Genomic DNA, 22,554 nt, shown 5'->3' with positions numbered 1-22,554 from the left:
CTATAAAAATTTGAACATATTCGAAGGGGTAATTAATTTGGAACTTTTTGTGATAGGTAATGGTTTTGATCGAGGGCACGGCTTACCTACTAGATATTTGGATTTTCGAACATTTCTTGAGGATGAACATGGACAATTTTTATTTTCCTTTGAGGAAAGCTTTTCTATATACCCAGCTGACACATCTGATCCTTACTATCATGGAGAAACATATACTAGAAATAAGAATATTCTATGGAACGAACTGGAAACAAATCTCGCAAATATTGATTTAGAACGTATTATTGATGACGCAGTTCGCACGAACCTAGGATTGGAGTATGAATATGATATTATTGATACATTGCAATTCCATCACATGAGAGAATATCAATACATAAAAGAACTATAATCAGATTTCGCTTTATCTTTAGCTTTAACTAGTTCGCCAAGAACCCGTTGATGCCGTTAAGCATATTTCACAATAAGTCGGTACTTGGCGGTAATTTGGCCATGTTACTGATCGGAGGAGCAAGCACAGGACTTTTCTTCGCACTGTTGTCTATATGCAGCAGGTGCTATAGACACATAAAACGCCCTTTAATTAGCGCAAGCGTTTTTTTGATCATAGAGAGAAAAAGAGCCATACCAACATTCTCATATTGAATGGAGTTGCCTGAACAACATTCAATGGAGGGATTGGTATGACTCCTTATCCGTTAATTTCAAAAATTCAGTGCATTTTCACATTAAATGTGGAGTAGAAATGAATCAGCTGACTGGTCATGACACACTTTGGGTGTTATCACGTCGTTTTTCACGACGGAGGATGATCGGAACCGTGATCGCGGCAGCGATCGCCAACAACGGACTTAGTGAACCAGCGACTGGAAACGACGACGAGCTAAACGTAGAGAAGATGCTAAAGTCCCAGAGTCCGTGCAGGAGCATTCCGAACACGATCGATCCGGTAGACCGACGGGCAAGGTAGAAGATCGAACCGAGGCCAAAAGCGATCAGTACCTGGAACAGGACGCTCACCCCGAGGCCCAGGAACAAGCCCGGCAGGTGGAAGACTGCGAACATCACAGTTGAGAGCAGCCAAACCCCAGTTTCGCCGAATCGGCTGCGCAGAGCGACTATTAACTGACCTCGGTGAATCATTTCCTCATTGAAGCCGACCAGAATGCTACCGACGATGAGATACACCCACATGAGGGGCGTAACACGGGTGAAATCAGCGATCAGCATGTTCACGATTGCGATGACCATCATGATGATCGGGAGAGTCATTGTCCACCCTGAAAGACGCCGCTTTTCAACCAGGCCGGGGCGCCACCATCCGTAGATCGTAACTATTGTGAAGGCCAGCACGGCACCGCCGGATAGCGGCAATACGTACCAGAGAAGAAGGGTATGCTCACTCTCGCCTATTCGCGGGTAGTCAACGCCGTTGAGCGCGAAGATACTGTAGAAGACTGCGATGTAGAGGAAATATCCGAGAACACCCCATCGTACGCGGGGACGAACTCGAAGGCCGGGATTCAAAGGCTCTTGCAGCATGCTTTTATTGATTGACATCATAAACACTCCCACTATAAATTAATATTTTCTTTCAAGAGTTAGTTAGAGATATCGGAATCTTCCTCTCAGAACTCATTGAGCCTAAAATCATTAGTTGAACTTATAACGTATTGTGGGGTGGTGCGCCCTGAGTGAGTAGATGGCCTAACGCTTCAATCAAGTAGTTTATAAGTTTTGGATCAAATTTCGGGAAGAGCTGCGGATCCCACTCCCCTAGCGTTTGTAACGTTTCAATTGTCCCCGGTTCCTGTAGCGATTGTCCAAACATCTGCTCGATGATCAGCTTTAGAGTAAGTGCACACTCCTGCACAAGGTGATGTTCCGGTGGCAGCCCTTGCTTGGACATGAGGAGCAGATCATTGAACGCTAACATGATCTTACGTTCTACCTGAGTCCGTTCATCCAAGCTTAATCCACTCAATGACATCGATTGTACGAGTGCATCCGGCAAACGGTCGGAGAGCCACTGTTTCTGCTCCTCCTCATGCTGAATGGAACGAATCATTTGCATAATAAGCCCTGGATCAATGTAATCGTTATCCTGAAAAATCACTCGTGCCCGTTCAATCGTAGCCACAACGTGCTGGATATGCTGCTGCTTCTGTAATAGCAGTTCATGTTGCAGCTCCAGAGAAGCATGAAAATCCTTGCCGTCCTGCTCCAAGTACTTGCTAATTTCATCCAAGGGGTAATCTAAATATTTTAAAGTCAATATTTGATGGAGCCGTAACAAATCATCATCGGTGTAAGTGCGGTATCCGCCCTCAGTGTATCCGCTTGGCTTGAGCAGCCCTTTGCGATCATAATAGCGCAGCGTAGGTTTCGGTGTTGAGGTCAGTTTAGCGAATGAACCTACGGTATAATACTTCTTACTCATCGTTTATTAGCCCCTTTCTAGTATTAGTATAAACGTTAAAGTTACTTTAACCTCAAGTCCTTTTTTTTTACTCTATATAGATTGAACTCATAAATTTAAGAACCGCATATTTCGGGTAAAGAATAGTAACGATCCGAAAAAGGCGGGGATTTAAATGACCCATGAACAAAGAGATCGAGATGTTGACAAAAGCGATGAAAGCAACAAAAAACACGCGTATGTATGAAAGATAAGGCGAACGTTATTTTCCAGAAAACGCAGGATATTATGAAGAAACGCATACCGGAAGCGATTCTGGCGAAGCCGGAAGATTTCGATAAGATCTATGATCAGTTCCTGAAGGACCTGGAAGACGCAGGCGTAGCGAAGCTGAATGAAGAAGTTACAAAGATGGTAAAGGAACGCGTTGAGCTTTGGTCGAAATAAGTGCAAGGCGTTAGCTATTCGTTTACAAGAAAGGATTGCCTTTGACTGGTTCCTGGTCTTAGCTTGGGCAATCCTTTTTTCTTGCTGGCATATTGGTAAGGGGGCGGTCGGGGCTGAATTGAGGTAAGGCGTGTGAAAAGCCGCTCCACCAAAATGTGGTACATCCGGATCTACGGCATCATGATGTGCCAGTATATTGATGCCTGTTTTCTCCATTTCAAGTCCGAGTTGGAGCCGTTGCAAGCGGCGCTGGCGGAGCGTCTAGCGTAAGCGCAGGAATATTAATTTGATATAATAGTAGATTAGAATAAAGTTCATTCGGAGGAGCCCAGAAAAAAGGAGATCGGACACAAGAACACATCATTATGAAGTCGGCAGAAATTTTTAACCAGAGAGGATATACCGGTACATCGTCGGAATTAAAAAGGGGGGTATTTATCGACATTTTGCCAGTAAAGACGAGATTGCGCTTGAAGCCTACAATTATGCTGCACGTTTGGACTCCAGAAAATTATCTGAGGCGGTCGATCAAGAGCAGTCCGCGTCAGGTCGGCTGATCGCTTTTTTCCGTGTCTATGAAGATGTTGTCAACAATCCACCATTTATCGGCGGATATCCCATGCAAAATACGACTGTAGAATGTGACGATACACATTTGGAGCTTCGTGATCGAGCAAGGCAAGGGCTGAATACCTAATTGGATATGATGAAAAGTATTATTCAAGACGGGATTAAAGCAGGGGAGTTTAAGGAAGATCTGGATTCAGATGCGCTTGCTTCGTTTGCATTTTCCTTGTTGGAGGGAGGCATTTTGCTTAGCAAGTTGGATGGTGATAACAAGCATATGCAAATGAATACAGCAAGCTTCTCGATCTATTTGCAGCAATGTTGCTTAAAGATCCGTTAGCCAAATGATATTCCCATCGACTTGAAAGTAAAAAATCCCCCCAGCGACTGTATTTTATCCATCGGTTCGGAACTTATATACAGAGCTGTATTAAGACAAGAACCTTTATACAATCCCGCGATCCCCGAAAATTAATGAAGCTCCATAGGATTTTACTCTAACGGATCGGGTATACTTTAAAAGCAAAGATGGCAGCCCACTAATTGACGCTGTCTGATTCATTTTAATTACATGAATTTAATCCATACTAGCTTCACGCAAGCTGGGCTGTGGGCTGGACCACCAACTCGTTCACGTCGACGTCTGTTGGCTGCCCAATGGCATAAGCGATGGCACTGGCGATTGCGGAAGCAGGAAGGGCATCGCGTCGGTAAGTTTTCATCAGTCCCTGGCCTCGACATCCGAAATGCTATCCGCGAGCTCGGAAGCTGTCACGCCGGGAGAAATAAGTGTTACCCGAATGTCAGAACCTTAAGCCTTCGGTGATGACACGGACGGCTTATTTGGTTGCGCAGTATACCACTGCCGTCGGTGAGACCGCATTGGCACCGATGGATGCTATGTTAATCATGTGACCGGCTTGCTGCTCTTTCATAACGGGAAGACCCGCAGCAATCCCATGCAGAACTCCGCGGATATTGACATCAACCATTCGGTTCCATTCGTTTATTTCTGGTTTCTTATTTAACATTTTACTACATGTCCTCAGAAACAGCGACATTTGGCGGCCAAGGTATGATCAGACCCATTTATTTTTTTATTTTAATTTCGCACAGCATCCTTGCCGCAATAATCGTACCGCTAGCCCTATTCACACTTGTTTGGGGATGGACGAATCAAATTCAAAAGCATCGGCGCATTGCTCGATGGACAATGCCTATTTGACTATATGTCAGTTTTACTGGAGTAGTAGTGTTTTTAATGATGGACCCATATTACTGAACAAACTCCCTCATTGAAGGGAATACTAATTCGAATAATTCTGATATAAACCGGCAAAGGGGCGTCCCTCCGTCATCATGACTTTGGGACAGCCCAAAATTAAAGCCTAATACTCTTCTTTTGTTGTTGAGCACCCCAGAGCGTAAATAAAATTCCCACGACGGTTACGATGGAAGCAACCCAAGGAACGGCTGTTAGTCCTCCCCCAAATTGTAAATCTATAACCAAGCCTCCGATATACGCACCAAGCGCATTACCCAGGTTAAAAGCCGCAACATTTAAAGACGACGCTAGCGTTGGAGCTTCTTTGGCCGTATTCAGCATATGGAGCTGCAATCCCGGTACAGTTCCAAGAGCGGCCATTCCCAATACAAAAATAGTAATCAAAGCAGGCACTTTATACTGATCCGTAATTGATAATATTGCTAAAACTATGGCCAACACAACGAGTATCCCAAGGAGAGATGGCATTAATTTACGGTCAGCCAGTTTGCCCCCAACAATATTTCCAAGCGCGCTGCCGACTCCGAACAAAACAAGGATGTAAGAAACGGAACTTACCGGGAACTTAGTAATATCAGTTAAAATCGGCGAAATATACGTGAACGCTGTAAAGACTCCTCCAAAACCAAACGTCGTCATCAAAAGAGCAACATAAACTGTTGGTCGACGCAGTACACCAAGCTCCTGCTTTAGGCTTGATGAAGATGCCTTTACTTTTGGAACGAGTATGGCAATCCCAATCAAAGCAATCAGTCCTATTATAGTGATCGTCCAAAAGGAGGATCTCCATCCATAGGTTTGACCAATAAATGTACCGATAGGAACGCCAAGAATAGTTGCAAGTGTCAGACCGGTAAACATGATGGCAATAGCTCCAGCCCGTTTTTCCTTAGGAACCAGTCCAGCTGCAATAACAGATCCAACACCAAAAAAGGACCCATGAGTTAATGCAGCCACGATACGAGCTACCATTAATATTCCATAGTTGGGTGCAAGAGCAGCCAATGCATTACCTGCTATGAACAGAATCATAAGAAAGAGAAGCAACTGCTTTCGCTTCATTCGATGAGTGGCAACTGTGATGATGGGAGCTCCTATAGCCACACCCAGTGCATATCCGGTAATGAGCAGCCCCGCTAAGGGGATGGACACCTGCAAGCTTTTGGCCACTTCAGGAAGTAACCCCATAATAATATATTCAGTCATTCCAATCGCAAATGCCCCTAGTGTTAGCGCTAGTAACGCCAAAGTCGAGCTTTTACTTGCTGGTTTATTTTCTATATTTCCTGCATCCAAATAAAAAACCACCTATCTATTTTTTCAAAAAGAAAACATGGGCCCACTATTTCAAATAGCAGCCCCATACCTTTACCCTAGTTTTTCAACAAGTCACTTGAATTTTATAGCTTTTTCCTCCCATCGATTCTCCGTTTCATAAAGAATGCGTACCTCCAGCGGTTTAATCATCGGCTTGTGAGTCCGTCCACAAAGAAGCGGTGGATGTTTATTATCGCCGAAACGACACTGTACTCCCGCCAGCCTTTCGTCTCCGAATGATCCATTCCGCCGCCAAGAAAAGAAATATGATCGCTCCTATAACACTCGCCGTATATCCGACCTCATAGCTCATTCCCAGCGCGTTGATGAAGAGAAGCATAAGCGTATGAGTCATCTGATTTGTAAAGCAGAACGCGTAGCTGCGGATCATCCAGTGGCGGTGGTTTTCAACCCGTCCTTGTCGAATATGCAAGTATGCGTTCACTGTTATAAATATCCAAATGATATTAAGTAAATTGAAGGCTACACTCACGACCTTGCCTCCAGTCGCAAAAGGAGCCATATAGCCTGATGTGATGCATACGGCCAGTACGGCGACGACATAGACGTAGCCGAGAATACGATGCGTCTTCCGGTACTTACGGAGCTTGGCATTAGCAAAGTTTATGGCGCCCGCAGCGATTGCGATGCAGGCGAAGATGACGTGAACGTTCAACATAGTTAGCCAGACAGGTAAATTCATCTGACGGGTGAGCTTGGTCTTGTAGCTCAAAAAAACCGACGCATCCGGATCCAGGACGAAACGATTCAAGAGCGTCCAGAAGACGAAGGCTGCAGCAGCGGTAATCAGGAGGCGGAAAGCACTTTTAGCGTTCATCAGCCTGAGGCGCGCTACCTATCAATCGGCGAGAATCACGTTCACTGCGCAGCCGGGCAAAACGGAAACCGGCGAATGTGAACAGTGAAACGACAAACCAGCAATTAAGCGAGAACAAGAGACTGTGACTGATCGTCATGGCGCAACTCCTTTACATGTTTTTTAGAGTCATCAGCGCCAGCTTGAAAACTCTCCAGCATCTGATGGTCGTTATGAGTCACCACGATAACCGGCACCTCATTATCTTTCTTGATCTTAGAGCAAAGAGTGGTTCCATCCTGAAAAGGAATTGCTGAATCCAATATAACGAGACCTTCTCAAGATTTGATTTAAGAAGCATTTGAATGCGTCTATCACGAGCAATAATCACTTCCTTGTCCTTGCCTACCCTACATATTCATTATGCGATACGAATCGAAAAACAAGAATAACTCAATGGGGCTATATACGAGTCGTCCGATCCGTCCAAAACCGTTAATACCTACTTTGCAGTCATTCTCAAGTCCTCCTATAAGTTTTATTATTCCAAAGAGGCGAATACCTCTCAGGAAATCAAAATGGCTCGGCGCTATTTCATTCTGGACCATCTTGGTTTAAAATAAAAGGTACCGAACGGTACCTTTTATTTTAGCATAATTCTAGTGAATGGCAAGGTCGATATTGTATAATTTGTTTACAATAAATGATTAGAATAAGGTTCATACGGAGGAGCTCATGAAAAAAGGGGACAGAACACGGGAACATATCATTATGAAATCGGCTGAAATTTTTAACCAGAGAGGATATGCCGGTACATCGCTAAATGATATTATTGCCGATACCGGAATCAAGAAAGGGGGGATCTATCGACATTTTGCCAGTAAAGACGAGATAGCGCTTGAAGCCTACATTTATGCTGCCAGTTTGGTTAACGGGAAATTTGCTGAGGCGGTCGACCAAGAGCAGTCTGCGTCAGGGAGGTTACTTGCATTTTTTCGTGTATATGAAGATGTTGTCGATAATCCACCATTTATTGGCGGATGCCCCATGCAGAATACAGCTGTAGAAAGTGACGATACTCATTCGGAGCTTTATGGTCAAGCAAGGCAGGGGCTGCATACCTTCTTGGATATGATGAAAAGTATTATTCGTGACGGGATTAAAGCTGGGGAGTTTAGGGGAGATCTGGATTCGGATGCGCTTGCTTCATTTGCAATTTCCTTGTTGGAAGGAGGCATTTTGCTCAGCAAATTGGATGGGGATAACAAGCACATGCTAATGAATATAACAATCTTCTCGTCCTATTTGCAGCAATGCTGCTTAAAGACCAGTTAAACTGTGGTGAACTGGCACATCACGCCAAGGTGCTCGAGCGATTCCTTAAGAAGCAGCGCGACTGTCTTGAACTTATCTTTTTGCCTCCCTTTAGTCCCGAACACATTGTCGAGGATAACGTCTACAAGGGATGAGCTCGGTGTATTAATCGAAAACGAGAAAAAGACCGCCGAGGAATTCTGAGGCCACTGAAGAACTTAGTTTTTTTTTCAGACTTAATGATTCTGTAGCATAAAAAATGGCCAGTTGCTCTCGAGAACGAAGCAGATGGCCCATTTGTCATTGACTGTATTGACAATAAAGATCCCATCAACAATACAGCAGTTGCCGAAAAATGGATCTAATGAAAGCAAGCATAACAAAGATAACGACCACATTATTGGAAGATTGTTTTATTGAGCGTATCGTCTTAACGATAACAAGAAGGAAATCCACTTCAGGTTAACGACAAAAGCGCAGGAATTATATATACTGCACGGAAAGCTGCATAAGCAGGAGCAAGATCGGGTACTTCCGATTTCTAGAACGTTACACTAGTGAAGAGTTAAGTTTTACCAAGAGTGATTGATGAATTAGAGGAAAGAATGATAGAGAGAAAGGCCATTGATTAAGGATATGAGAACAGTGAAGCTGATAGCGCAGCCTCTATGAAAGGAGTCATAAAATGAGAGATTACGAGGAATTGTTCGAAGAAGTAGACGATGTATTGAGAAGACTGCGTCCTTTTTTAATGCGCCATAGCGGGGATGCTGAATTGGTTGAGGTTAAGGATGGAGTGGCTAAATTAAAATTCTTGGGAGAGTGCAACGGCTGTCCTAGTGCAACGATCACATTGAAGGCTGGCATTGAACGTGCCATTTTTGAAGAAGTGGATGGCATTTATGAAGTCGTTCAAGTCTTCTAGAAAAAAGGGTGACCAACAAACAGCTTTCTTTTACAAGTCGTTTAACGACAGTTTCACGGTTAGCCATGAGTACTCGCAGTTCCTCGTACTCAGAGGATTGGAAACGGACAGGGGAATAGTAGCCGTTTTTCACCATGTCGGCAATAACCAAAGCATCTTTTTTGTCGCTTTTAGAGCGTGTATTGTCGCGGTTTTCTTTAATCTTTTTAACAAGGTGAGGATTAACAAGTACGGCCTCAATTTCATTGTTTTTTAGCCAACCAGCAAGGCTGAACCAGTAATGTCCAGTCGGTTCTATACCAACGATAACTTGGGATAGCTTAAATGAAGCTAACAAGTCGCGAATCCAACGGTCGAGGGATTTGAATCCATCTTCGTCATTACTAAAAACTAAAGGATTGCAGAGAGGACCCCACGGAAGTTAACGGCTCTAGCAACATGGGCCTCCTGCAGGATATTATTTTTTCATTATTGTTAATACCTGGTGTTCACTCTATTGGGTGAACGCCATTTTTATTAGCGCGCATTTAATAAAAATGTTCTTCTCTAAAAAAACGAAAGCAGCACAGAATCAATTGAACACACGTTATTGACTAAAAAGTGTGGAACTGTTTCTATGCAATGTATTACTCTAATTATGCTAGTTCACTTACAGTATTAATCGGAAATTACGCATTATTTTAGCTTTCTAATGTTTTGAGCAAGGCAGGCGCTTGGCGTTACTACACTTATTTGCATTGGAGGCGTGGGTAATGTCGGATATAACGGAATCGCAATTTAATAGAATATCTAGAGCACTCGCTGAACCTAGGCGGGTTCACATTCAAAGAAATAAGAGAGGCTTCTGAACCTCTGCCGTGCAGTGTTTTGCTTGAGACACATAACGTGAGTGCAGCTACAATTTCCTACCATATTAAGGAACTTGAAATTGCGGGTTTAATACAGAGCATTTGTGAAGCCAAATTCATGAACATTACTTTTCAACGAGATGTATTGCAAGCTTATTTAGATAAAATTTCTGAGGATCTTATTAAAAATCTTGTTTGATTGATAAATATAAAAGGTCCTGAATCGTTAGGTTGGAATACCAAACGACTCAAGACCTTTTTTGTTGGAGAGATATTAAGCTGCTAACTTGGATGCATCTTTTATATTGGACTTACGGGTAAGAGGTATAAATAATAGGATAGATAAGAACCCAAGTAACAAGAAGACAATTCCTACCCATATGACGCTTTGAATACCCATGTCATTGATAAACGCACCACTAACCATTGTGCCAATGGTAACTCCAAGATTTGAAAACGCTACGAACAGACCGTTAGAGAAGTCTGGTGCTTCGGGCGCGGATGAAGTGATCATGTACTGGGAGATATTAAGGCCAAAAGTAAACAATACGCCCCAGAAAGCAATAAGAAGTATCATGGGAACAGTAAACGATCCGAGCAAGAATAGTACCAAATAACTACCAACAAACACGAGTGGATAGACAAAGGCAGTCTTTAACGCATTATTTGTAAGTAATTTACCTGCGAGTAAATTACCTATCATCCCTGATAAACCAAATAGAATAAGCATTAAGCTGATCGTATTTGAAGACATTTCCGTTACACGCCCAAGGTACTCTGCAAAGAAGCTGAATGTTGCATACATACCAGAAAGGTTAAAGATTGCACCAAAGATGGCTGCCCAAACAACACCTTTCTTCAAAATACGAACCTGTGAGCCATAAGACTGTTTTTGTTTCACGGGAAGGGAAGGGACAAAGAGAAGAATGGCCAAGAATGTCAAAGCATTTACAACAGCAAAGAATAACATCGCTATCTCAAGATTCGCATAGTCCGCAATGAAAGAGGCAATTGGAGTTCCAATAATCATACCCGCGGTGAGACCCATGAATACACGACCGATTGCTTTTGGAGCCATTTCTGGACTAACTGAGGAAGCAGCTGCAGTAAAGGCAACAGACACGTAAACCGGATGTAGGAATGCAGGAACAATTCTTGCTATTAAGGCTATTGTAAAATTGGGGGCAAACATAGAAACAACGTTACTAACCACAAATAGCCCGATAGCAAGAAGCATAACACCTTTACGGTTAAATCCTGAGAATAACAATGGCAAGATAGGACCTGAAATTGCAACTGCGAGTGCGAATAGGCTAACAAGCAGGCCTGCAGTTGAAACGTTAACTCCAAAGTTTTCAGCAATGAGTGGCAATATCCCGATAATGCCCATCTCTGTATTAATGATTCCAAAAATCCCGAAAGCTAGGATGAAAATAATAAATGCTTTTGATTTGGTAACAGACACAATATTCACTCCTATTTATATTATTGAAAAAAGATATACTGGTATTTTTTGATTAGGAATCAATCTATAATCAAAGATTCATCAGAGCATCTTCCCGATTTGTAAAATTAGCAAAATAACAATGGTAGGCTTAATCCCAGGCAAAGTAATTTGCCATATTTTACGAAGCCTGCTCGCCAGCTTTTCGTCTCCGAATGGTCTATTCCGCCGCCAAGAAAAGAAGTACGATCGTTCCTATAACACTCGCCGTATATCCGACCTCATAGCCCATTCCCAGCGCGTTGATGAAGAGAAGCTTAAGCGTATGTATCATCTGATTTGTAAAGCAGAACGCGTAACTGCGGATCATTCAGCGGCGGTGGTTTTCAACCCGTCCTTGTCTATCCAAGTATGCATTCGCTGTTATAAATATCCAAATGATATTAAGCAAATTGAAGGCTACACTCACGACCTTGCCTCCGGTCGCAAAAGGAGCCATATAGTCTGATGTGATACATACGGCCAGTACGTCGACGACATAGACGTAGCCGAGAATACGATGCGTCTTCCGGTACTTACGGAGCTTGGCACTAGCAAAGTTTATGGCTCCCGCAGCGATTGCGATGCAGGCGAAGATGACGTGAACGTTCAGCATAGTTAGCCAGACAGGTAAATTCATCTGACGGGTGAGCTTGGTCTTGTAGCTCAAAAAAACCGACGCATCCGGATCCAGGACGAAACGATTCAAAAGCGTCCAGAAGACGAAGGCTGCAGCAACGGTAATCAGGAGGCGGAAAGCACTTTTAGCGTTCATCAGCCTGAGGCGCGTTACCTATCAATCGGCGAGAGTCACGTTGACTGCGCAGCCGGGCAAAACGGAAACGGCGAATGTGAACAGTGAAATGAAAAACCAGCAATTAGGTCGAGAACAAGAGACTGAGACTAATCGTCATGGCGCAACTCCTTTACATGTTGTTTAGAGTCATCAGCGCCAGCTTGAAAACTCTCCAGCATCTAATGGTCGTTATGAGTCACCAAGATAACCGGCATCTCATTATCTTTCTTGATCTTAGAGCAAAGAGTGATTCCATCCTGATAAGGCATTGCTGAATCCAATAACGAGACTATAGTCGAACTGTCGTGCATTAGAAATGATGATTTACCATCATACAATTACGGCCTTGCCATTCACTAGAATTGTGCTAAAATAAAAGATACCGTACGGTATCTTTTATTTTAGCACAAGACGGTCCAGAATGAAATAGCGCCGAGCCATTTTGATTTCCTGAGAGGTATTCGCCTCTTTGGAATAAATAAAACTTATAGGAGGACTTGTGAATGACTGTAAAAGTAGGTATTAACAGCTTTGGACGGATCGGACGACTCGCTTTTCGCCGAATTCAAGATGTGGAAGGCGTCGAGGTTGTAGCAATTAACGACCTTACGAACGTTAATCATTTGTATCATAAAAGAATGTCACCTATCTGATTTCCTGGGGGGGTGTTGGCACTTGGTGCTTATCTGATAACGGATGGAACGCTAGCTGGCGTATATCTGGCTATGCTTGTCATGGCCTCATTAACTGTATTTGAAGAAGCAGCGGCTATGGCCACTTTGCCAGCATATAAGCAAGATAGCGAACATGCAGCCAAGTCGCACGTTGAATACCGACCATGCCGTTTCAATTGAGTTATCCGGCGTTTCCTTTCAATATGAAGGGGAGTGGAGGCCAGCGTTGAAGAACTTTTCGTTGCAAATTCCACCAGGATCCAAAACGGCGATTGTCAGACCTAGCGGTTCAGGAAAGTTCACGCTGATTGAGTTGTTGCTCAAGCTGCGTACTCAGACGGCCGGGGATTTGCGACTGAACGGCATATCGGTACAAGAGCTGGAGGAGTCGAGCATTTGGAGAACGGTTAATGTCGTGCTGCAGCAAAGCCATTTTTTCCGGGGAACGATCCGGGATAACTTGCTCATGGATGGTGAGGACCATTCTGACGGCGACCTGTTGGATATCCTCGCTAAAGTGCAATTGCCGACCACTTCATTAACCGACCCCGTGTACGAAAAAGGAGAAAATCTATCAGATGGCGAGAAACAGCGATTGGCCTTGGCGCGGGCCATGCTTCGTAATGGAAAGCTATGGCTGCTGGATGAGCCGACCTCTTCGCTGGACGATGTGACAGAGCAACGTGTTTTGACACACCTATACGAACAGGCGTCCGAAGATACGCTTCTGCTAATCTGTCACCGGCTTAATGGCTTGGAAGGAATGGACAGAATTGTAGTCGTGGAGCAAGGAAGAGTGATCGAAACGGGGGACTAAGTATTTGACACTGAATGGTCATTTTTTTCGAGGAAAATAACCATTTCGGGCCATTCGACTAAACACATAAAACGCGATAATAGCAACAGGCATAGGGTTTAAGGTTCCAAAAAGGGGTTGTGGAGCGGTGAGCCAAATCAACAGAGTGTTTCTTGCAGAACCATCGCAAGAACATAGAGAGCGGATTAAGTACCTACTGGAGCTGGATCCGCTATTTGAGGTCGTAGCGGAAACTGACTGCGGAAGGGATGCGATATCACTCGCCGATTCATTAAAGCCGGAGGTTGCGCTTGTTGCGGTTGAATTACACGATATGAAGGGTATACAGATCATTCAAGAAATGAAAAAGATGAATCCCCAAATGTTAGTCGTATTGCAAGCAGAAAGCGCTGACGTTGAGTATTTTTTTGAAGCTCTGAAAAGAGGGGCGCAAGGTTACTTGCTCAAGTCGCTGCATCCAGCTTCCTTTCACGAGTATCTGAGATCGCTCTTGATCGAGGATGCGACTCTGCCGAGAGAGCTTGGATATCAAATTTTAAAACAGTTTGTTACCGAGAATATCCCATATGGCGTACAGCCCATTCTTAGCGTAAAGGAAACGGCTGTATTAAGAAATCTGTGCAGAGGATTTAACATCGAAGAAATCGCATATCGGTTAGTAATACCGAAAAATAAAGTGAAGCTTATACTGAATGATATTCTTATTAAGATGAAATTATAGAATCGTACTGAGCTTGTCACTTTTGTCCGTATTGATTGATCGAAAATACCGTATTGGGTAATGCCTGTAGAAGGAGCGTTTGGATCAAATGAACTCAAATGATCAACCAGCCAATAATAAAAGTTATACGATCCCTATAATTGTAACGTCCTTGATTATTAATTTTGTTATACTTCTTTTGTTTTTTTCACCGATAGGATACAAAGGAAGTATCAAATTTGATTTAGTCATCTTCCCGAGAATAAATGGAGTTTTAAATAGCTTTACGTTTATATTTTTGATATCGAGCTTAATTGCAATTTTGAGAAAAAACATTGAGGTGCACAAAGGTTTCATTATTGCTTCCTTTACCTCGACATTATTATTTCTGGTTTCTTATTTAACCTTTCACTACATGTCCTCAGAAACAGCGGCATTTGGCGGCCAAGGTATGATCAGACCCATTTATTTTTTTATTTTAATTTCGCACAGCATCCTTGCCGCAATAATCGTACCGCTAGCCCTATTCACACTTGTTTGGGGATGGACGAATCAAATTCAAAAGCATCGGCGCATTGCTCGATGGACAATGCCTATTTGGCTATATGTCAGTTTTACTGGAGTAGTAGTGTTTTTAATGATGGAACCATATTACTGAACAAACTCGCTCATTGAGGGGAATACTAATTCGAATAATTCTGATATAAACCGGCAAAGAGGGTGTCCAAACCTTTGACTTAGGGACACCCTTTTTTTTCTTTTTTATGGAGATCATATAAGGCATCATATTCTGTTTTACGCTTCCGATTAACTGATATTTAAACAACAATTCTGCAAATAGGACGCAAAGCATGCTGTATTCATTTGCATATGCTTATTATCCCCATCCAATTTGCTGAGCAAAATGCCTCCTTCAAGCAAGGAAAAGGCAAATGAAGCAAGTGCATCCGCATCCAAATCTTCCTTAAACTCCCCACTTTTCATCCCGTCAAGAATTATACTCTTCATCATAACCAAATAGGTATGCAGCCCTTGCCTTGCCCGATCACGAAGCTCCGCATGAGTATCGTCACTTTCTACAGCTGTATTCTGCATGGGGCATCCGCCAATAAATGGTGGATTATCGACAACATCTTCATATACACGAAAAAATGCAAGTAACCTCCCTGACGCAGACTGCTCTTGGTCGACCGCCTCAGCAAATTTCCCGCTAACCAAACTGGCAGCATAATTGTAGGCTTCAAGCGCAATCTCATCTTTACTTGTAAAATGTCGATAGATGCCCCCTTTCTTAATTCTGGTGTCGGCAATAATATCATTTAACGATGTACCGGCATAACCTCTTTGATTAAAGATTGCTGCCGATTTCATAATAATGTGCTCTCTTGTTCGATCTCCTTTTTTCATAGGTTCCTCCGAATGATCTTATTCTAATCTAACATTATATCAAATATTACGGCCGAAACCTTGCCAACGTCTTAAATCCTGATATAATAAAGATACCGATCGGTATCATTTATTTTATAATAAACCCATTCCAAAGGCAAACTTGTTTGGCTTCGGCTCAGTGCTTATCTTTTAAGTTCTATTGGACAAACTTATGTGGAATGGATTTCAAACGAAACAGGAGGATTATTCAATGAGTGTAAAAGTAGGCATTAATGGTTTTGGGCGAATCGGAAGACTCGCTTTCCGTCGAATTCAAGAGGTGGAAAATATCGAGGTTGTAGCGATAAACGATTTAACTGACGCAAAAATGCTGGCGCATCTGCTCAAATATGATACTACACAAGGCACTTTCCATGGTGACATCGAAGTTCATGATGGAGCTTTTACTGTTAACGGTCAAGAAATTAAAGTGCTGGCTAACCGCAACCCTGAAGAAATCCCTTGGGGCGAGCTCGGCGTAGATATCGTACTCGAATGTACTGGTTTCTTCACCACCAAAGAAAAGGCCGAGCTTCACCTGAAAGGCGGAGCAAAGAAGGTCGTTATTTCCGCTCCGGCAACAGGCGACATGAAGACCATCGTGTATAACGTAAACCATGAAACACTGGACGGAACGGAAACCGTCATTTCGGGTGCTTCTTGCACAACGAACTGTCTGGCTCCCATGGCTAAAGCTCTGAACGATAAATTTGGAATTCAGTCCGGGTTGATGACAACCGTTCACGCCTATACAGGCAACCAGAATACCCTTGATGCGCCAGATTCAAAAGGAAACTTCCGCGCAGCACGGGCTGCAGCAGAGAACATTGTTCCTTACTCCACCGGTGCTGCTAAAGCCATTGGCCTAGTTCTTCCTGAACTGAAGGGCAAACTTGATGGTGCATCTCAGCGTGTACCTGTACCAACAGGCTCCGTAACAGAACTCGTAGCCGTTTTGAACACTAAGGTAACGGTTGAGGAAGTTAACGCCGCTATGAGAAAAGCATCAGATCCAGAAACATACGGATACACGGAGGACGAGATCGTATCTTCCGATGTTAGAGGAATGACATTGGGGTCTCTTTTTGATGCCACTCAAACAAAAGTTCTAACAGTTGGCGACCAGCAACTGGTGAAAACTGTAGCCTGGTACGATAATGAAATGTCTTACACCGCGCAACTGGTTAGAACATTAGAATATTTCGCAAAAATCGCCAAGTAACATCGCTGCAATTCTTCTTGATTTTAGTTGCAAGCGTCAAAAGAGCAGGGGATTTCCGAATATCCTGCTAACCTTACAGTTGTACACGTCATTGACTGTATTGGCAATAATGAGCCCATCAACAATACAGCACTTGCCGAAAAAATGGATTTAACGAAAGCAAGCATAACAAAGATAATGACCACATTATTGGAAGATGGTTTTATTAAGCGTATCCGTCTTAGCGATAACAAGAAGGAAATCCATTTCAGATTAACGGCAAAAGCGCAGGAATTATATGTACTGCACGGAAAGCTGCATAAGCAGGAGCAAGATCGGTACTTCCGGTTTCTAGAACGTTGCACTAGTGAAGAGTTAAGCTTTATCAAGCTTTTATCAAGTCATGATTGATGTATTAGAGGAAAGAATGATAGAGAGAAAGGCCTTTGATTAAGAGGAAATGCGAACAGTGAAGCTGATAGCATAGCCTCTATGAAAGGAGTCATGAAATGAGAGATTCTGAGGAATTGTTCGAAGAGGTAGACGATGTATTGAGAAGACTGCGTCCTTTTTTAATCCGCGATGGCGGAGATGCCGAATTGGTTGAGGTTAAGGACGGAGTGGCTAAATTAAAATTCTTGGGAGAGTGCAACGGCTGTCCTAGTGCAACGATCACATTGAAGGCTGGCATTGAACGTGCCATTTTTGAAGAAGTGGATGGCATTCATGAAGTCGTTCAAGTCTTCTAGAAAAAGGGCCGTAGGGGGAAGCGGATATATTCTACGAGAACCCATGTTAATAACACTAATGAGAGGAATTAATAAAATGCCTTATTGGTATATATTGGGAATATGATTGTTTCTATGCAGCGGCGCCTATGACTTGTTAAATGGTGCTAAGCTTGTTCAAGAAGATAATGAAATTCTAAAAAGAAAGCCATTGGATAAGCCACAACAACCAGGGGGGCTGAAGTAAGATGAGTGAAGCAGCAGAAACGCTAGAGGGTTGGTACGCGCTGCATGATTTCCGCACAATCGACTGGGTTGCCTGGAAAGGTGCAACCGCAGAGGAACGCGAGACTGCAAAGCATGATTTGATGATGCTTATCTACGAATGGTCGGCGGTCGAATCCCGGATGGAAGGCAGGAGTGACATAAAGTTGCCTACCAGACTGGAGAATGACATCATAAAGTTGCCTACCAGGACTAGAAAAGTTCCAAATTTGCTCCGTAAATTAAAGACAAAGGGCATAAATGCATGAAAGTAGGGAACTTTGTGTCATTTTGGTAGGGAACTTTATGTCAATGTACATCAACACTGCATGAAATGTCCAAGGACAAGAACATTGTTCCATTCAGAGTCGCTATTTTAGCGGCTTTTTTGATTTAAGGAACCAAGTTCTTGTCCCAAGCGGAGGACAAGAACTTGGTTCCTTTGCCGAAAAGGACAAGAACATTGTGTCATTGCAGATTAGATTGTTACCTAGTAAGATAATGTCAGATCTAATGTGATGAGATTAAAGGAGAAATTGCTCTCTACAGGCAAAATCTCTGTTCCACTGCTTAAAATAGTGGGAATTTCGAATGTGATATTTAATCTGTTCCAGTAAGCCAACAAAAAGGTTAGCGTACTTTAATACAAATGAAGAGAGATCAGAACTTGTACCGTTTGCCTGAATGGACAAGTATCTAGAGTCTAATTACCGATTAGATGAATATCTGATTTGAAGTTTCTAAGGCCGATATCTAAACTCTGTTTTATACGTATGATTTCTACGGGGGGGGAAACATCCATGACCTATCCTGATAGCAGTAAAGTGCAGTCTAATTACGATGATCAGAATCGAGTTATTGAAGAAAAGTGTTTACCAGCTGATGGAAGTCAGATAGTTATTGTACAATTTGAAAAGTAAGCCAAACAAACAGTTAATTTAATATTTGATCCGGTATAAGGGGCATGTAACGCTGTTTTCGGAATTAACACTTGTGCTTGTATCTATGTAACATGTGGGTAACAAACCGTTTGAGGACATAGGTTCTTTAATGGTAGAAAAAAGGGAGAGGAGAAATCTTCTTACCAGTGAGGAGATTGTCATGATTAATTCTAATGTAATAGACGAATTCAGAAAACAGGTAAATGCAAACTCCAATTTTACTTTAGATGCCTATAGGAAAAAGGACGGAATAAATTATTGGAACATAATTTGTGCATGCATGGATTGGATTGATGTAGGTGTTGAAGCTATGGAGAAATTCTCCTTCGACAGGAAACTAGGACCAATAGGGTTGGAGGTTTTTACTTACATATCAGCAATTGATATTGTATGGGAATCAATTAAACAATTACATCGAACAATAATTAATGTAGCTGAGGTTCCCTTCAGTGGTGAAAAGGATGTATTTATTGACGACAATCTTCATACAGATGACAATGCCTATTTTAAGCATATACGTGCTGTATTTGGCGCTCACCCCGTTAATTTAAGCGATTCCGCAGGTGCTGGTCATTACCGGAGACCTGGGGCACCGCAACAAGCAAAACTATGCGCTACTGTGTGCACTCAAACGCTACTATACTCATATTCTGCTAGTTGCGGGCAATCATGACTATTATCTGGTGAACAGCAAGGAACGCTACAAGCTGCAGACCTCGATAAACCGTTGGGTGGAGATGAAGGCGTTAGTAGCAGCAGTATCGAAGGGGTTCACTTCCTGGAAGGAGACAGCTTCGAATGGGATGGCGTGCGATATGGAGGAATCGGGATGTGGCATGAATTCACCTACGGTATTCAGGCTATTGGGCATAGTCTTTCGTATACACTGGACATCTGGGCGAATCAAATGAATGACCGCACCTACACGATCGGTTCACCGTGCCGTCCGCTGTAATTATTTTGGGAGCATGGATATAAACATGACTAAGCGCTAAGTGAAAATGTCTACGGATATTATAAAACAAGCCTCACTACTGAATAGATAGTGCTACGGAAGGTGCGCATCGGTCAAAAGAATTTGTGTGTCCTTCTGCACACGTGAAGGAGCTTGAGCAGCTGGTAAACGTATTGAAAACAGGTCAAAACTTTTCTCTCTATCTTAGCAAACAGTTTGAAGACATCAAGGCTATTGATGGAGTTTAATGACTCGGGAGTCTTACACCTTCATTTTGGAGAATGGCGCGATGTACGAGACAGACAGTCGCTATATTGAAAGAACTGGTCCATCATGAATATGAGGATGTGTAGAAGAATGAAATTATTTATTATTGGTAATGGATTTGATCAAGGGCATCGTTTGCCGACAAGCTATTGGAACTTCCGAGAATTTTTAAAAGTCAACTATCCTGAATTCCTTTACGATTTTGAGAGTCATTATGAAATTTACCCAGGATATGATGATGACGCGAAGAAAGCCATGCTATGGAATGACTTAGAAACCAATCTTGCTAATATTGATACAATTGAAATCATTGAGAACGCTGTGCAAATGGATATGGGGCTTGAGAGCGGAGATTTCGGGATCAAAGATACCTTAGACCAATATTTTGAAGAAGAATATAAGTACATTGAGCGGTTAGCCGTATATTTAAAAGAATGGGTTGCTACTATTGATCTCAAAGATGTGAAACAGAAAACATCATTTAATCTTTCATTTGAAAACGCATTGTACTTGAATTTCAACTATACAGCTGTATTGGAAGAAGTCTATGAAATTGACGATATAGACATTGTACATATCCATGGGTCATTGAATAATGGTCCATTCGGAGATGACCCGATACTGGGGCATGGTAATATTACAAGAATGGAAGAGATCCAAGAACAAGCAGGTGAAGCAGAAGAGAAGTTTGATGAAAAACTGATGAGCATCTGTGGGGCAATTCAACGTTATTACGAGGAGACCTACAAGAACATAAAAGACTATATGTACAAACTGGATAGATTACGAGGGAAATGTATCGATGAAATTATCTCTATCGGTCATTCTATCGCCGGTGTGGATCTTCCTTATTTCAGCAGTATAGATAAGCTTTCACAGGAGCAGGCTAAGTGGATAGTTTATTATTATTGGGAAGGTGAGAAGCAAGCTATGTATAACAGTTTGCTTGAATGTGGAATCGACCCTGATCGGATTGAAATGAGACAATCAGATGAGTTCTACGATTTGTAATCTGGCTGAGGGTGAACAAAAGGATTAAACTCCGTTGTCGAGGGACAAGAACATGTTCCCATTGAAGTCGCTATTTTAGCGGCTTTTTTATTTTATCGGTACAAGTTCTTGTCCCAAGTCAAGGACAAGAACTTGTACCGATTGCCGGAATGGACAAGAACATAGTCCGATTGCCGATTAGGCGTATATCTAATCGGCATCTTGCTCTTCGTTTCATTAAACTAACGGGCAGGTTAGTTTAACAACATCTCGAGGTTCTAATGTGATCTGAAGTGAATATTTATTGTTATTTATTTCATCCTTTAATATGATTGAATTAAATTAAACAAAGAAAGGTCTAAAGGAATATGTATGATTTTATCGCAAGTAAAAATAATATTAATGACTCTGAAAGTTCGAAGATACTTACCCCAGAGATTGGAGATAGGGAAGAACTCGCTCAATTTAGAGGAGCTCTGTTGACGCTGTTTGGAAAACCTGATTATAAAACATCCAATGCGGAGAATGCCTTTCAATACACCATCACAGCTACAGACAATGTTCAAAGTTCTTATGAAATTACAGTTTATCAGGGACCTAGTGGACTTGCGATAGCAGGCAATGAAAATGAAGCCTCAGTTCTTAATGCAGCTCAATTTTTTGTTGAATATGTAAAGAAAGCAAGGCCTGCTGACTTCGATGAGAAATTAGTCTATGAAGACACCGGATACATATTAGAATTTGGTTGTAAGAATGGTGTTTGCTATTATAAAGAGTCACCTCAAACTACAACTACTTTAAAAAAAAATAATATTAGGCTCGCTGATTTAACACCGGGCCAATTGAATGAAATTAATGAAATTGATTTCACAAAGATAAAAGACCCCGATGACTCATGGTTCTGGAAAGAGGATTTATTAAATTTCTCAACAATAGACTTTCCGTTGATTCGTGACTTAATGCGAAAGGACCTAAGTTTGGTTTTAGGAAAACCGATAGGCCTTGATGAAGTGATGCAGATGGGGAGCGATGAGGGCTTTGATCCGGAATTCAGTTCAGAAACTCCTGAGATGGCATTAAACGCGTTAGCAGAAATCTGGGCATGGAAAACAACTGCGGGTAAAGCGTCACAAAAGAGACGCCTTGATTGTTCTTCATTTGCTTGGACAATTTCACGAGCAGTTTATGGATTTTATGGAGGGAATTTAAATAGAAATCACGCTTTAGCTAATGCATTGTATGAGGAGTTTGAAGATAGAATCACATCTCAGGAAGATACACTTCGATTCTTCTATGCATTACTCGAGCTCTTCAAATTTAAACGACTAACTGAATAATTTATCATTAAACTAACGGGAAACGTTAGCTTAA

General features: G+C 42.3%; 22 protein-coding genes and 8 pseudogenes. 18 read left to right on the top strand and 12 right to left on the bottom strand.

The window, feature by feature from the left end:
- Positions 1–37: 37 nt before the first annotated feature.
- A complete protein-coding gene (locus ACFVQB_RS07045) occupies positions 38–391 on the top strand; it encodes an AbiH family protein (RefSeq protein WP_379436062.1) in 354 nt (117 codons plus the stop codon).
- Positions 392–762: 371 nt separating this feature from the next.
- Here ACFVQB_RS07045 and ACFVQB_RS07040 read toward each other — a convergent pair whose 3' ends face one another.
- A complete protein-coding gene (locus ACFVQB_RS07040; protein ID WP_379436060.1) occupies positions 763–1,563 on the bottom strand; it encodes a CPBP family intramembrane glutamic endopeptidase in 801 nt (266 codons plus the stop codon).
- A gap of 100 nt (positions 1,564–1,663) precedes the next feature.
- Positions 1,664–2,440, bottom strand: coding sequence for a MerR family transcriptional regulator (locus ACFVQB_RS07035; RefSeq protein ID WP_379436058.1), 777 nt, complete (start codon positions 2,438–2,440; stop codon positions 1,664–1,666).
- Positions 2,441–2,707: 267 nt separating this feature from the next.
- Between ACFVQB_RS07035 and ACFVQB_RS07030 the strand changes: the two genes are divergently transcribed.
- Positions 2,708–2,866: a hypothetical protein gene (locus tag ACFVQB_RS07030; protein WP_379436056.1), complete on the top strand. Its 159-nt coding sequence runs from the start codon at positions 2,708–2,710 to the stop codon at positions 2,864–2,866.
- Between the two features lie 496 nt (positions 2,867–3,362).
- Positions 3,363–3,773 (top strand): annotated as a pseudogene (locus tag ACFVQB_RS07025) (TetR family transcriptional regulator C-terminal domain-containing protein).
- 253 nt (positions 3,774–4,026) lie between these two features.
- Here ACFVQB_RS07025 and ACFVQB_RS07020 read toward each other — a convergent pair.
- A pseudogene (locus ACFVQB_RS07020) lies at positions 4,027–4,446 on the bottom strand (SDR family oxidoreductase); the annotation flags it as partial.
- Between ACFVQB_RS07020 and ACFVQB_RS07015 the strand changes: the two are divergent.
- Positions 4,425–4,658 (top strand): annotated as a pseudogene (locus ACFVQB_RS07015) (DUF420 domain-containing protein); the annotation flags it as partial. The pseudogenes ACFVQB_RS07020 and ACFVQB_RS07015 sit on opposite strands and share 22 nt — an antisense overlap.
- 156 nt (positions 4,659–4,814) lie before the next feature.
- Here the strand turns inward: ACFVQB_RS07015 and ACFVQB_RS07010 are convergent.
- From ACFVQB_RS07010 to ACFVQB_RS06995, 4 genes are all read right to left on the bottom strand, one after another.
- Complete coding sequence (locus ACFVQB_RS07010; protein ID WP_379436053.1) at positions 4,815–6,014, bottom strand: MFS transporter; 1,200 nt, start codon at positions 6,012–6,014, stop codon at positions 4,815–4,817.
- 211 nt (positions 6,015–6,225) lie between these two features.
- Complete coding sequence (locus ACFVQB_RS07005; protein WP_379436050.1) at positions 6,226–6,873, bottom strand: DUF2306 domain-containing protein; 648 nt, start codon at positions 6,871–6,873, stop codon at positions 6,226–6,228.
- Positions 6,863–7,012 carry a hypothetical protein gene (locus tag ACFVQB_RS07000; protein ID WP_379436387.1) on the bottom strand — a complete coding sequence of 50 codons (150 nt, stop codon included), beginning with the start codon at positions 7,010–7,012 and terminating at the stop codon, positions 6,863–6,865. Before ACFVQB_RS07000 ends, ACFVQB_RS07005 begins: the two co-directional genes overlap by 11 nt.
- Entirely contained in the window at positions 6,978–7,175 is a 198-nt protein-coding gene (locus tag ACFVQB_RS06995; protein ID WP_379436048.1) for a response regulator, read from the bottom strand. The genes ACFVQB_RS07000 and ACFVQB_RS06995 overlap by 35 nt, the downstream gene beginning before the upstream one ends.
- A gap of 412 nt (positions 7,176–7,587) precedes the next feature.
- Between ACFVQB_RS06995 and ACFVQB_RS06990 the strand changes: the two genes are divergently transcribed.
- Together ACFVQB_RS06990 and ACFVQB_RS06985 are read left to right on the top strand one after the other, a co-directional pair.
- Entirely contained in the window at positions 7,588–8,187 is a 600-nt protein-coding gene (locus ACFVQB_RS06990; RefSeq protein WP_379436045.1) for a TetR/AcrR family transcriptional regulator, read from the top strand.
- A gap of 664 nt (positions 8,188–8,851) precedes the next feature.
- Positions 8,852–9,091 (top strand): NifU family protein, encoded by a 240-nt coding sequence (locus tag ACFVQB_RS06985; protein WP_379436042.1) that lies wholly within the window; start codon positions 8,852–8,854, stop codon positions 9,089–9,091.
- A gap of 31 nt (positions 9,092–9,122) precedes the next feature.
- Here ACFVQB_RS06985 and ACFVQB_RS06980 read toward each other — a convergent pair.
- The 4 genes and pseudogenes from ACFVQB_RS06980 to ACFVQB_RS06965 form a co-directional block, all read right to left on the bottom strand.
- Positions 9,123–9,550, bottom strand: a pseudogene (locus ACFVQB_RS06980) (IS110 family transposase); the annotation flags it as partial.
- Positions 9,551–10,213: 663 nt separating this feature from the next.
- Positions 10,214–11,404, bottom strand: coding sequence for an MFS transporter (locus ACFVQB_RS06975; protein WP_379436039.1), 1,191 nt, complete (start codon positions 11,402–11,404; stop codon positions 10,214–10,216).
- An 84-nt stretch (positions 11,405–11,488) separates the two neighbouring features.
- Positions 11,489–11,581 (bottom strand): annotated as a pseudogene (locus ACFVQB_RS06970) (sugar ABC transporter permease); the annotation flags it as partial.
- Positions 11,582–11,753: 172 nt separating this feature from the next.
- Entirely contained in the window at positions 11,754–12,197 is a 444-nt protein-coding gene (locus ACFVQB_RS06965) for a DUF2306 domain-containing protein (RefSeq protein ID WP_379436036.1), read from the bottom strand.
- A 524-nt stretch (positions 12,198–12,721) separates the two neighbouring features.
- On the opposite strand from ACFVQB_RS06965, the pseudogene ACFVQB_RS06960 reads away from it, so the two are divergent.
- The 4 genes and pseudogenes from ACFVQB_RS06960 to ACFVQB_RS06945 form a co-directional block, all read left to right on the top strand.
- Positions 12,722–12,850: pseudogene (locus ACFVQB_RS06960) on the top strand (glyceraldehyde 3-phosphate dehydrogenase NAD-binding domain-containing protein); the annotation flags it as partial.
- A gap of 8 nt (positions 12,851–12,858) precedes the next feature.
- A pseudogene (locus ACFVQB_RS06955) lies at positions 12,859–13,703 on the top strand (amino acid ABC transporter ATP-binding/permease protein); the annotation flags it as partial.
- 133 nt (positions 13,704–13,836) lie between these two features.
- Positions 13,837–14,430 carry a response regulator gene (locus ACFVQB_RS06950; protein WP_379436019.1) on the top strand — a complete coding sequence of 198 codons (594 nt, stop codon included), beginning with the start codon at positions 13,837–13,839 and terminating at the stop codon, positions 14,428–14,430.
- Between the two features lie 88 nt (positions 14,431–14,518).
- Positions 14,519–15,067, top strand: a complete 549-nt coding sequence (locus ACFVQB_RS06945) for a DUF420 domain-containing protein (RefSeq protein WP_379436016.1) — start codon at positions 14,519–14,521, stop codon at positions 15,065–15,067.
- A 149-nt stretch (positions 15,068–15,216) separates the two neighbouring features.
- On the opposite strand, the gene ACFVQB_RS06940 is transcribed toward ACFVQB_RS06945, so the two are convergent.
- Positions 15,217–15,816, bottom strand: a complete 600-nt coding sequence (locus ACFVQB_RS06940; protein WP_379436013.1) for a TetR/AcrR family transcriptional regulator — start codon at positions 15,814–15,816, stop codon at positions 15,217–15,219.
- A 232-nt stretch (positions 15,817–16,048) separates the two neighbouring features.
- On the opposite strand from ACFVQB_RS06940, the gene gap reads away from it, so the two are divergent.
- From gap to ACFVQB_RS06900, 8 genes and pseudogenes are all read left to right on the top strand, one after another.
- Positions 16,049–17,059 (top strand): type I glyceraldehyde-3-phosphate dehydrogenase, encoded by a 1,011-nt coding sequence (gene gap / locus ACFVQB_RS06935; protein WP_379436010.1) that lies wholly within the window; start codon positions 16,049–16,051, stop codon positions 17,057–17,059.
- 27 nt (positions 17,060–17,086) lie between these two features.
- The gene (locus tag ACFVQB_RS06930; protein WP_379436007.1) at positions 17,087–17,449 is read left to right on the top strand and encodes a MarR family transcriptional regulator; all 363 of its coding nucleotides are present in this window, start codon (positions 17,087–17,089) and stop codon (positions 17,447–17,449) included.
- Positions 17,450–17,547: 98 nt separating this feature from the next.
- Positions 17,548–17,787 carry a NifU family protein gene (locus ACFVQB_RS06925; protein WP_379436004.1) on the top strand — a complete coding sequence of 80 codons (240 nt, stop codon included), beginning with the start codon at positions 17,548–17,550 and terminating at the stop codon, positions 17,785–17,787.
- 227 nt (positions 17,788–18,014) lie between these two features.
- Positions 18,015–18,123 (top strand): annotated as a pseudogene (locus ACFVQB_RS06920) (hydrogen peroxide-dependent heme synthase); the annotation flags it as partial.
- A gap of 957 nt (positions 18,124–19,080) precedes the next feature.
- Positions 19,081–19,644: a hypothetical protein gene (locus tag ACFVQB_RS06915; protein ID WP_379436385.1), complete on the top strand. Its 564-nt coding sequence runs from the start codon at positions 19,081–19,083 to the stop codon at positions 19,642–19,644.
- On the top strand, positions 19,535–19,882 hold the full coding sequence (locus ACFVQB_RS06910) for a metallophosphoesterase (RefSeq protein WP_379436002.1): 348 nt from the start codon (positions 19,535–19,537) through the stop codon (positions 19,880–19,882). Before ACFVQB_RS06915 ends, ACFVQB_RS06910 begins: the two co-directional genes overlap by 110 nt.
- Before the next feature lie 401 nt (positions 19,883–20,283).
- Positions 20,284–21,204, top strand: a complete 921-nt coding sequence (locus ACFVQB_RS06905) for a bacteriophage abortive infection AbiH family protein (RefSeq protein WP_379435999.1) — start codon at positions 20,284–20,286, stop codon at positions 21,202–21,204.
- Positions 21,205–21,551: 347 nt separating this feature from the next.
- Complete coding sequence (locus ACFVQB_RS06900; RefSeq protein ID WP_379435996.1) at positions 21,552–22,520, top strand: hypothetical protein; 969 nt, start codon at positions 21,552–21,554, stop codon at positions 22,518–22,520.
- Positions 22,521–22,554 lie beyond the last annotated feature (34 nt).

Origin of the sequence: Paenibacillus sp. NPDC057886 (assembly GCF_042796655.1) — a bacterium.
GTDB lineage: Bacteria > Bacillota > Bacilli > Paenibacillales > Paenibacillaceae > Paenibacillus.
This window is presented reverse-complemented; position numbering and strand designations above follow the sequence as displayed.

Bases quoted from the DNA above. Each gene is read 5' to 3' on its own strand.
- ACFVQB_RS06925 (WP_379436004.1), top strand. From the start codon at position 17,548: ATGAGAGATTCTGAGGAATTGTTCGAAGAGGTAGACGATGTATTGAGA.
- ACFVQB_RS07000 (WP_379436387.1), bottom strand. From the start codon at position 7,012: ATGACGATCAGTCACAGTCTCTTGTTCTCGCTTAATTGCTGGTTTGTC.
- ACFVQB_RS06990 (WP_379436045.1), top strand. From the start codon at position 7,588: ATGAAAAAAGGGGACAGAACACGGGAACATATCATTATGAAATCGGCT.
- ACFVQB_RS07030 (WP_379436056.1), top strand. From the start codon at position 2,708: ATGAAGAAACGCATACCGGAAGCGATTCTGGCGAAGCCGGAAGATTTC.
- ACFVQB_RS06915 (WP_379436385.1), top strand. From the start codon at position 19,081: ATGGTAGAAAAAAGGGAGAGGAGAAATCTTCTTACCAGTGAGGAGATT.
- ACFVQB_RS06940 (WP_379436013.1), bottom strand. From the start codon at position 15,816: ATGAAAAAAGGAGATCGAACAAGAGAGCACATTATTATGAAATCGGCA.
- gap (WP_379436010.1), top strand. From the start codon at position 16,049: ATGAGTGTAAAAGTAGGCATTAATGGTTTTGGGCGAATCGGAAGACTC.
- ACFVQB_RS06900 (WP_379435996.1), top strand. From the start codon at position 21,552: ATGTATGATTTTATCGCAAGTAAAAATAATATTAATGACTCTGAAAGT.
- ACFVQB_RS06965 (WP_379436036.1), bottom strand. From the start codon at position 12,197: ATGAACGCTAAAAGTGCTTTCCGCCTCCTGATTACCGTTGCTGCAGCC.
- ACFVQB_RS07040 (WP_379436060.1), bottom strand. From the start codon at position 1,563: ATGATGTCAATCAATAAAAGCATGCTGCAAGAGCCTTTGAATCCCGGC.
- ACFVQB_RS06985 (WP_379436042.1), top strand. From the start codon at position 8,852: ATGAGAGATTACGAGGAATTGTTCGAAGAAGTAGACGATGTATTGAGA.
- ACFVQB_RS07005 (WP_379436050.1), bottom strand. From the start codon at position 6,873: ATGAACGCTAAAAGTGCTTTCCGCCTCCTGATTACCGCTGCTGCAGCC.
- ACFVQB_RS06945 (WP_379436016.1), top strand. From the start codon at position 14,519: ATGAACTCAAATGATCAACCAGCCAATAATAAAAGTTATACGATCCCT.
- ACFVQB_RS07035 (WP_379436058.1), bottom strand. From the start codon at position 2,440: ATGAGTAAGAAGTATTATACCGTAGGTTCATTCGCTAAACTGACCTCA.
- ACFVQB_RS06905 (WP_379435999.1), top strand. From the start codon at position 20,284: ATGAAATTATTTATTATTGGTAATGGATTTGATCAAGGGCATCGTTTG.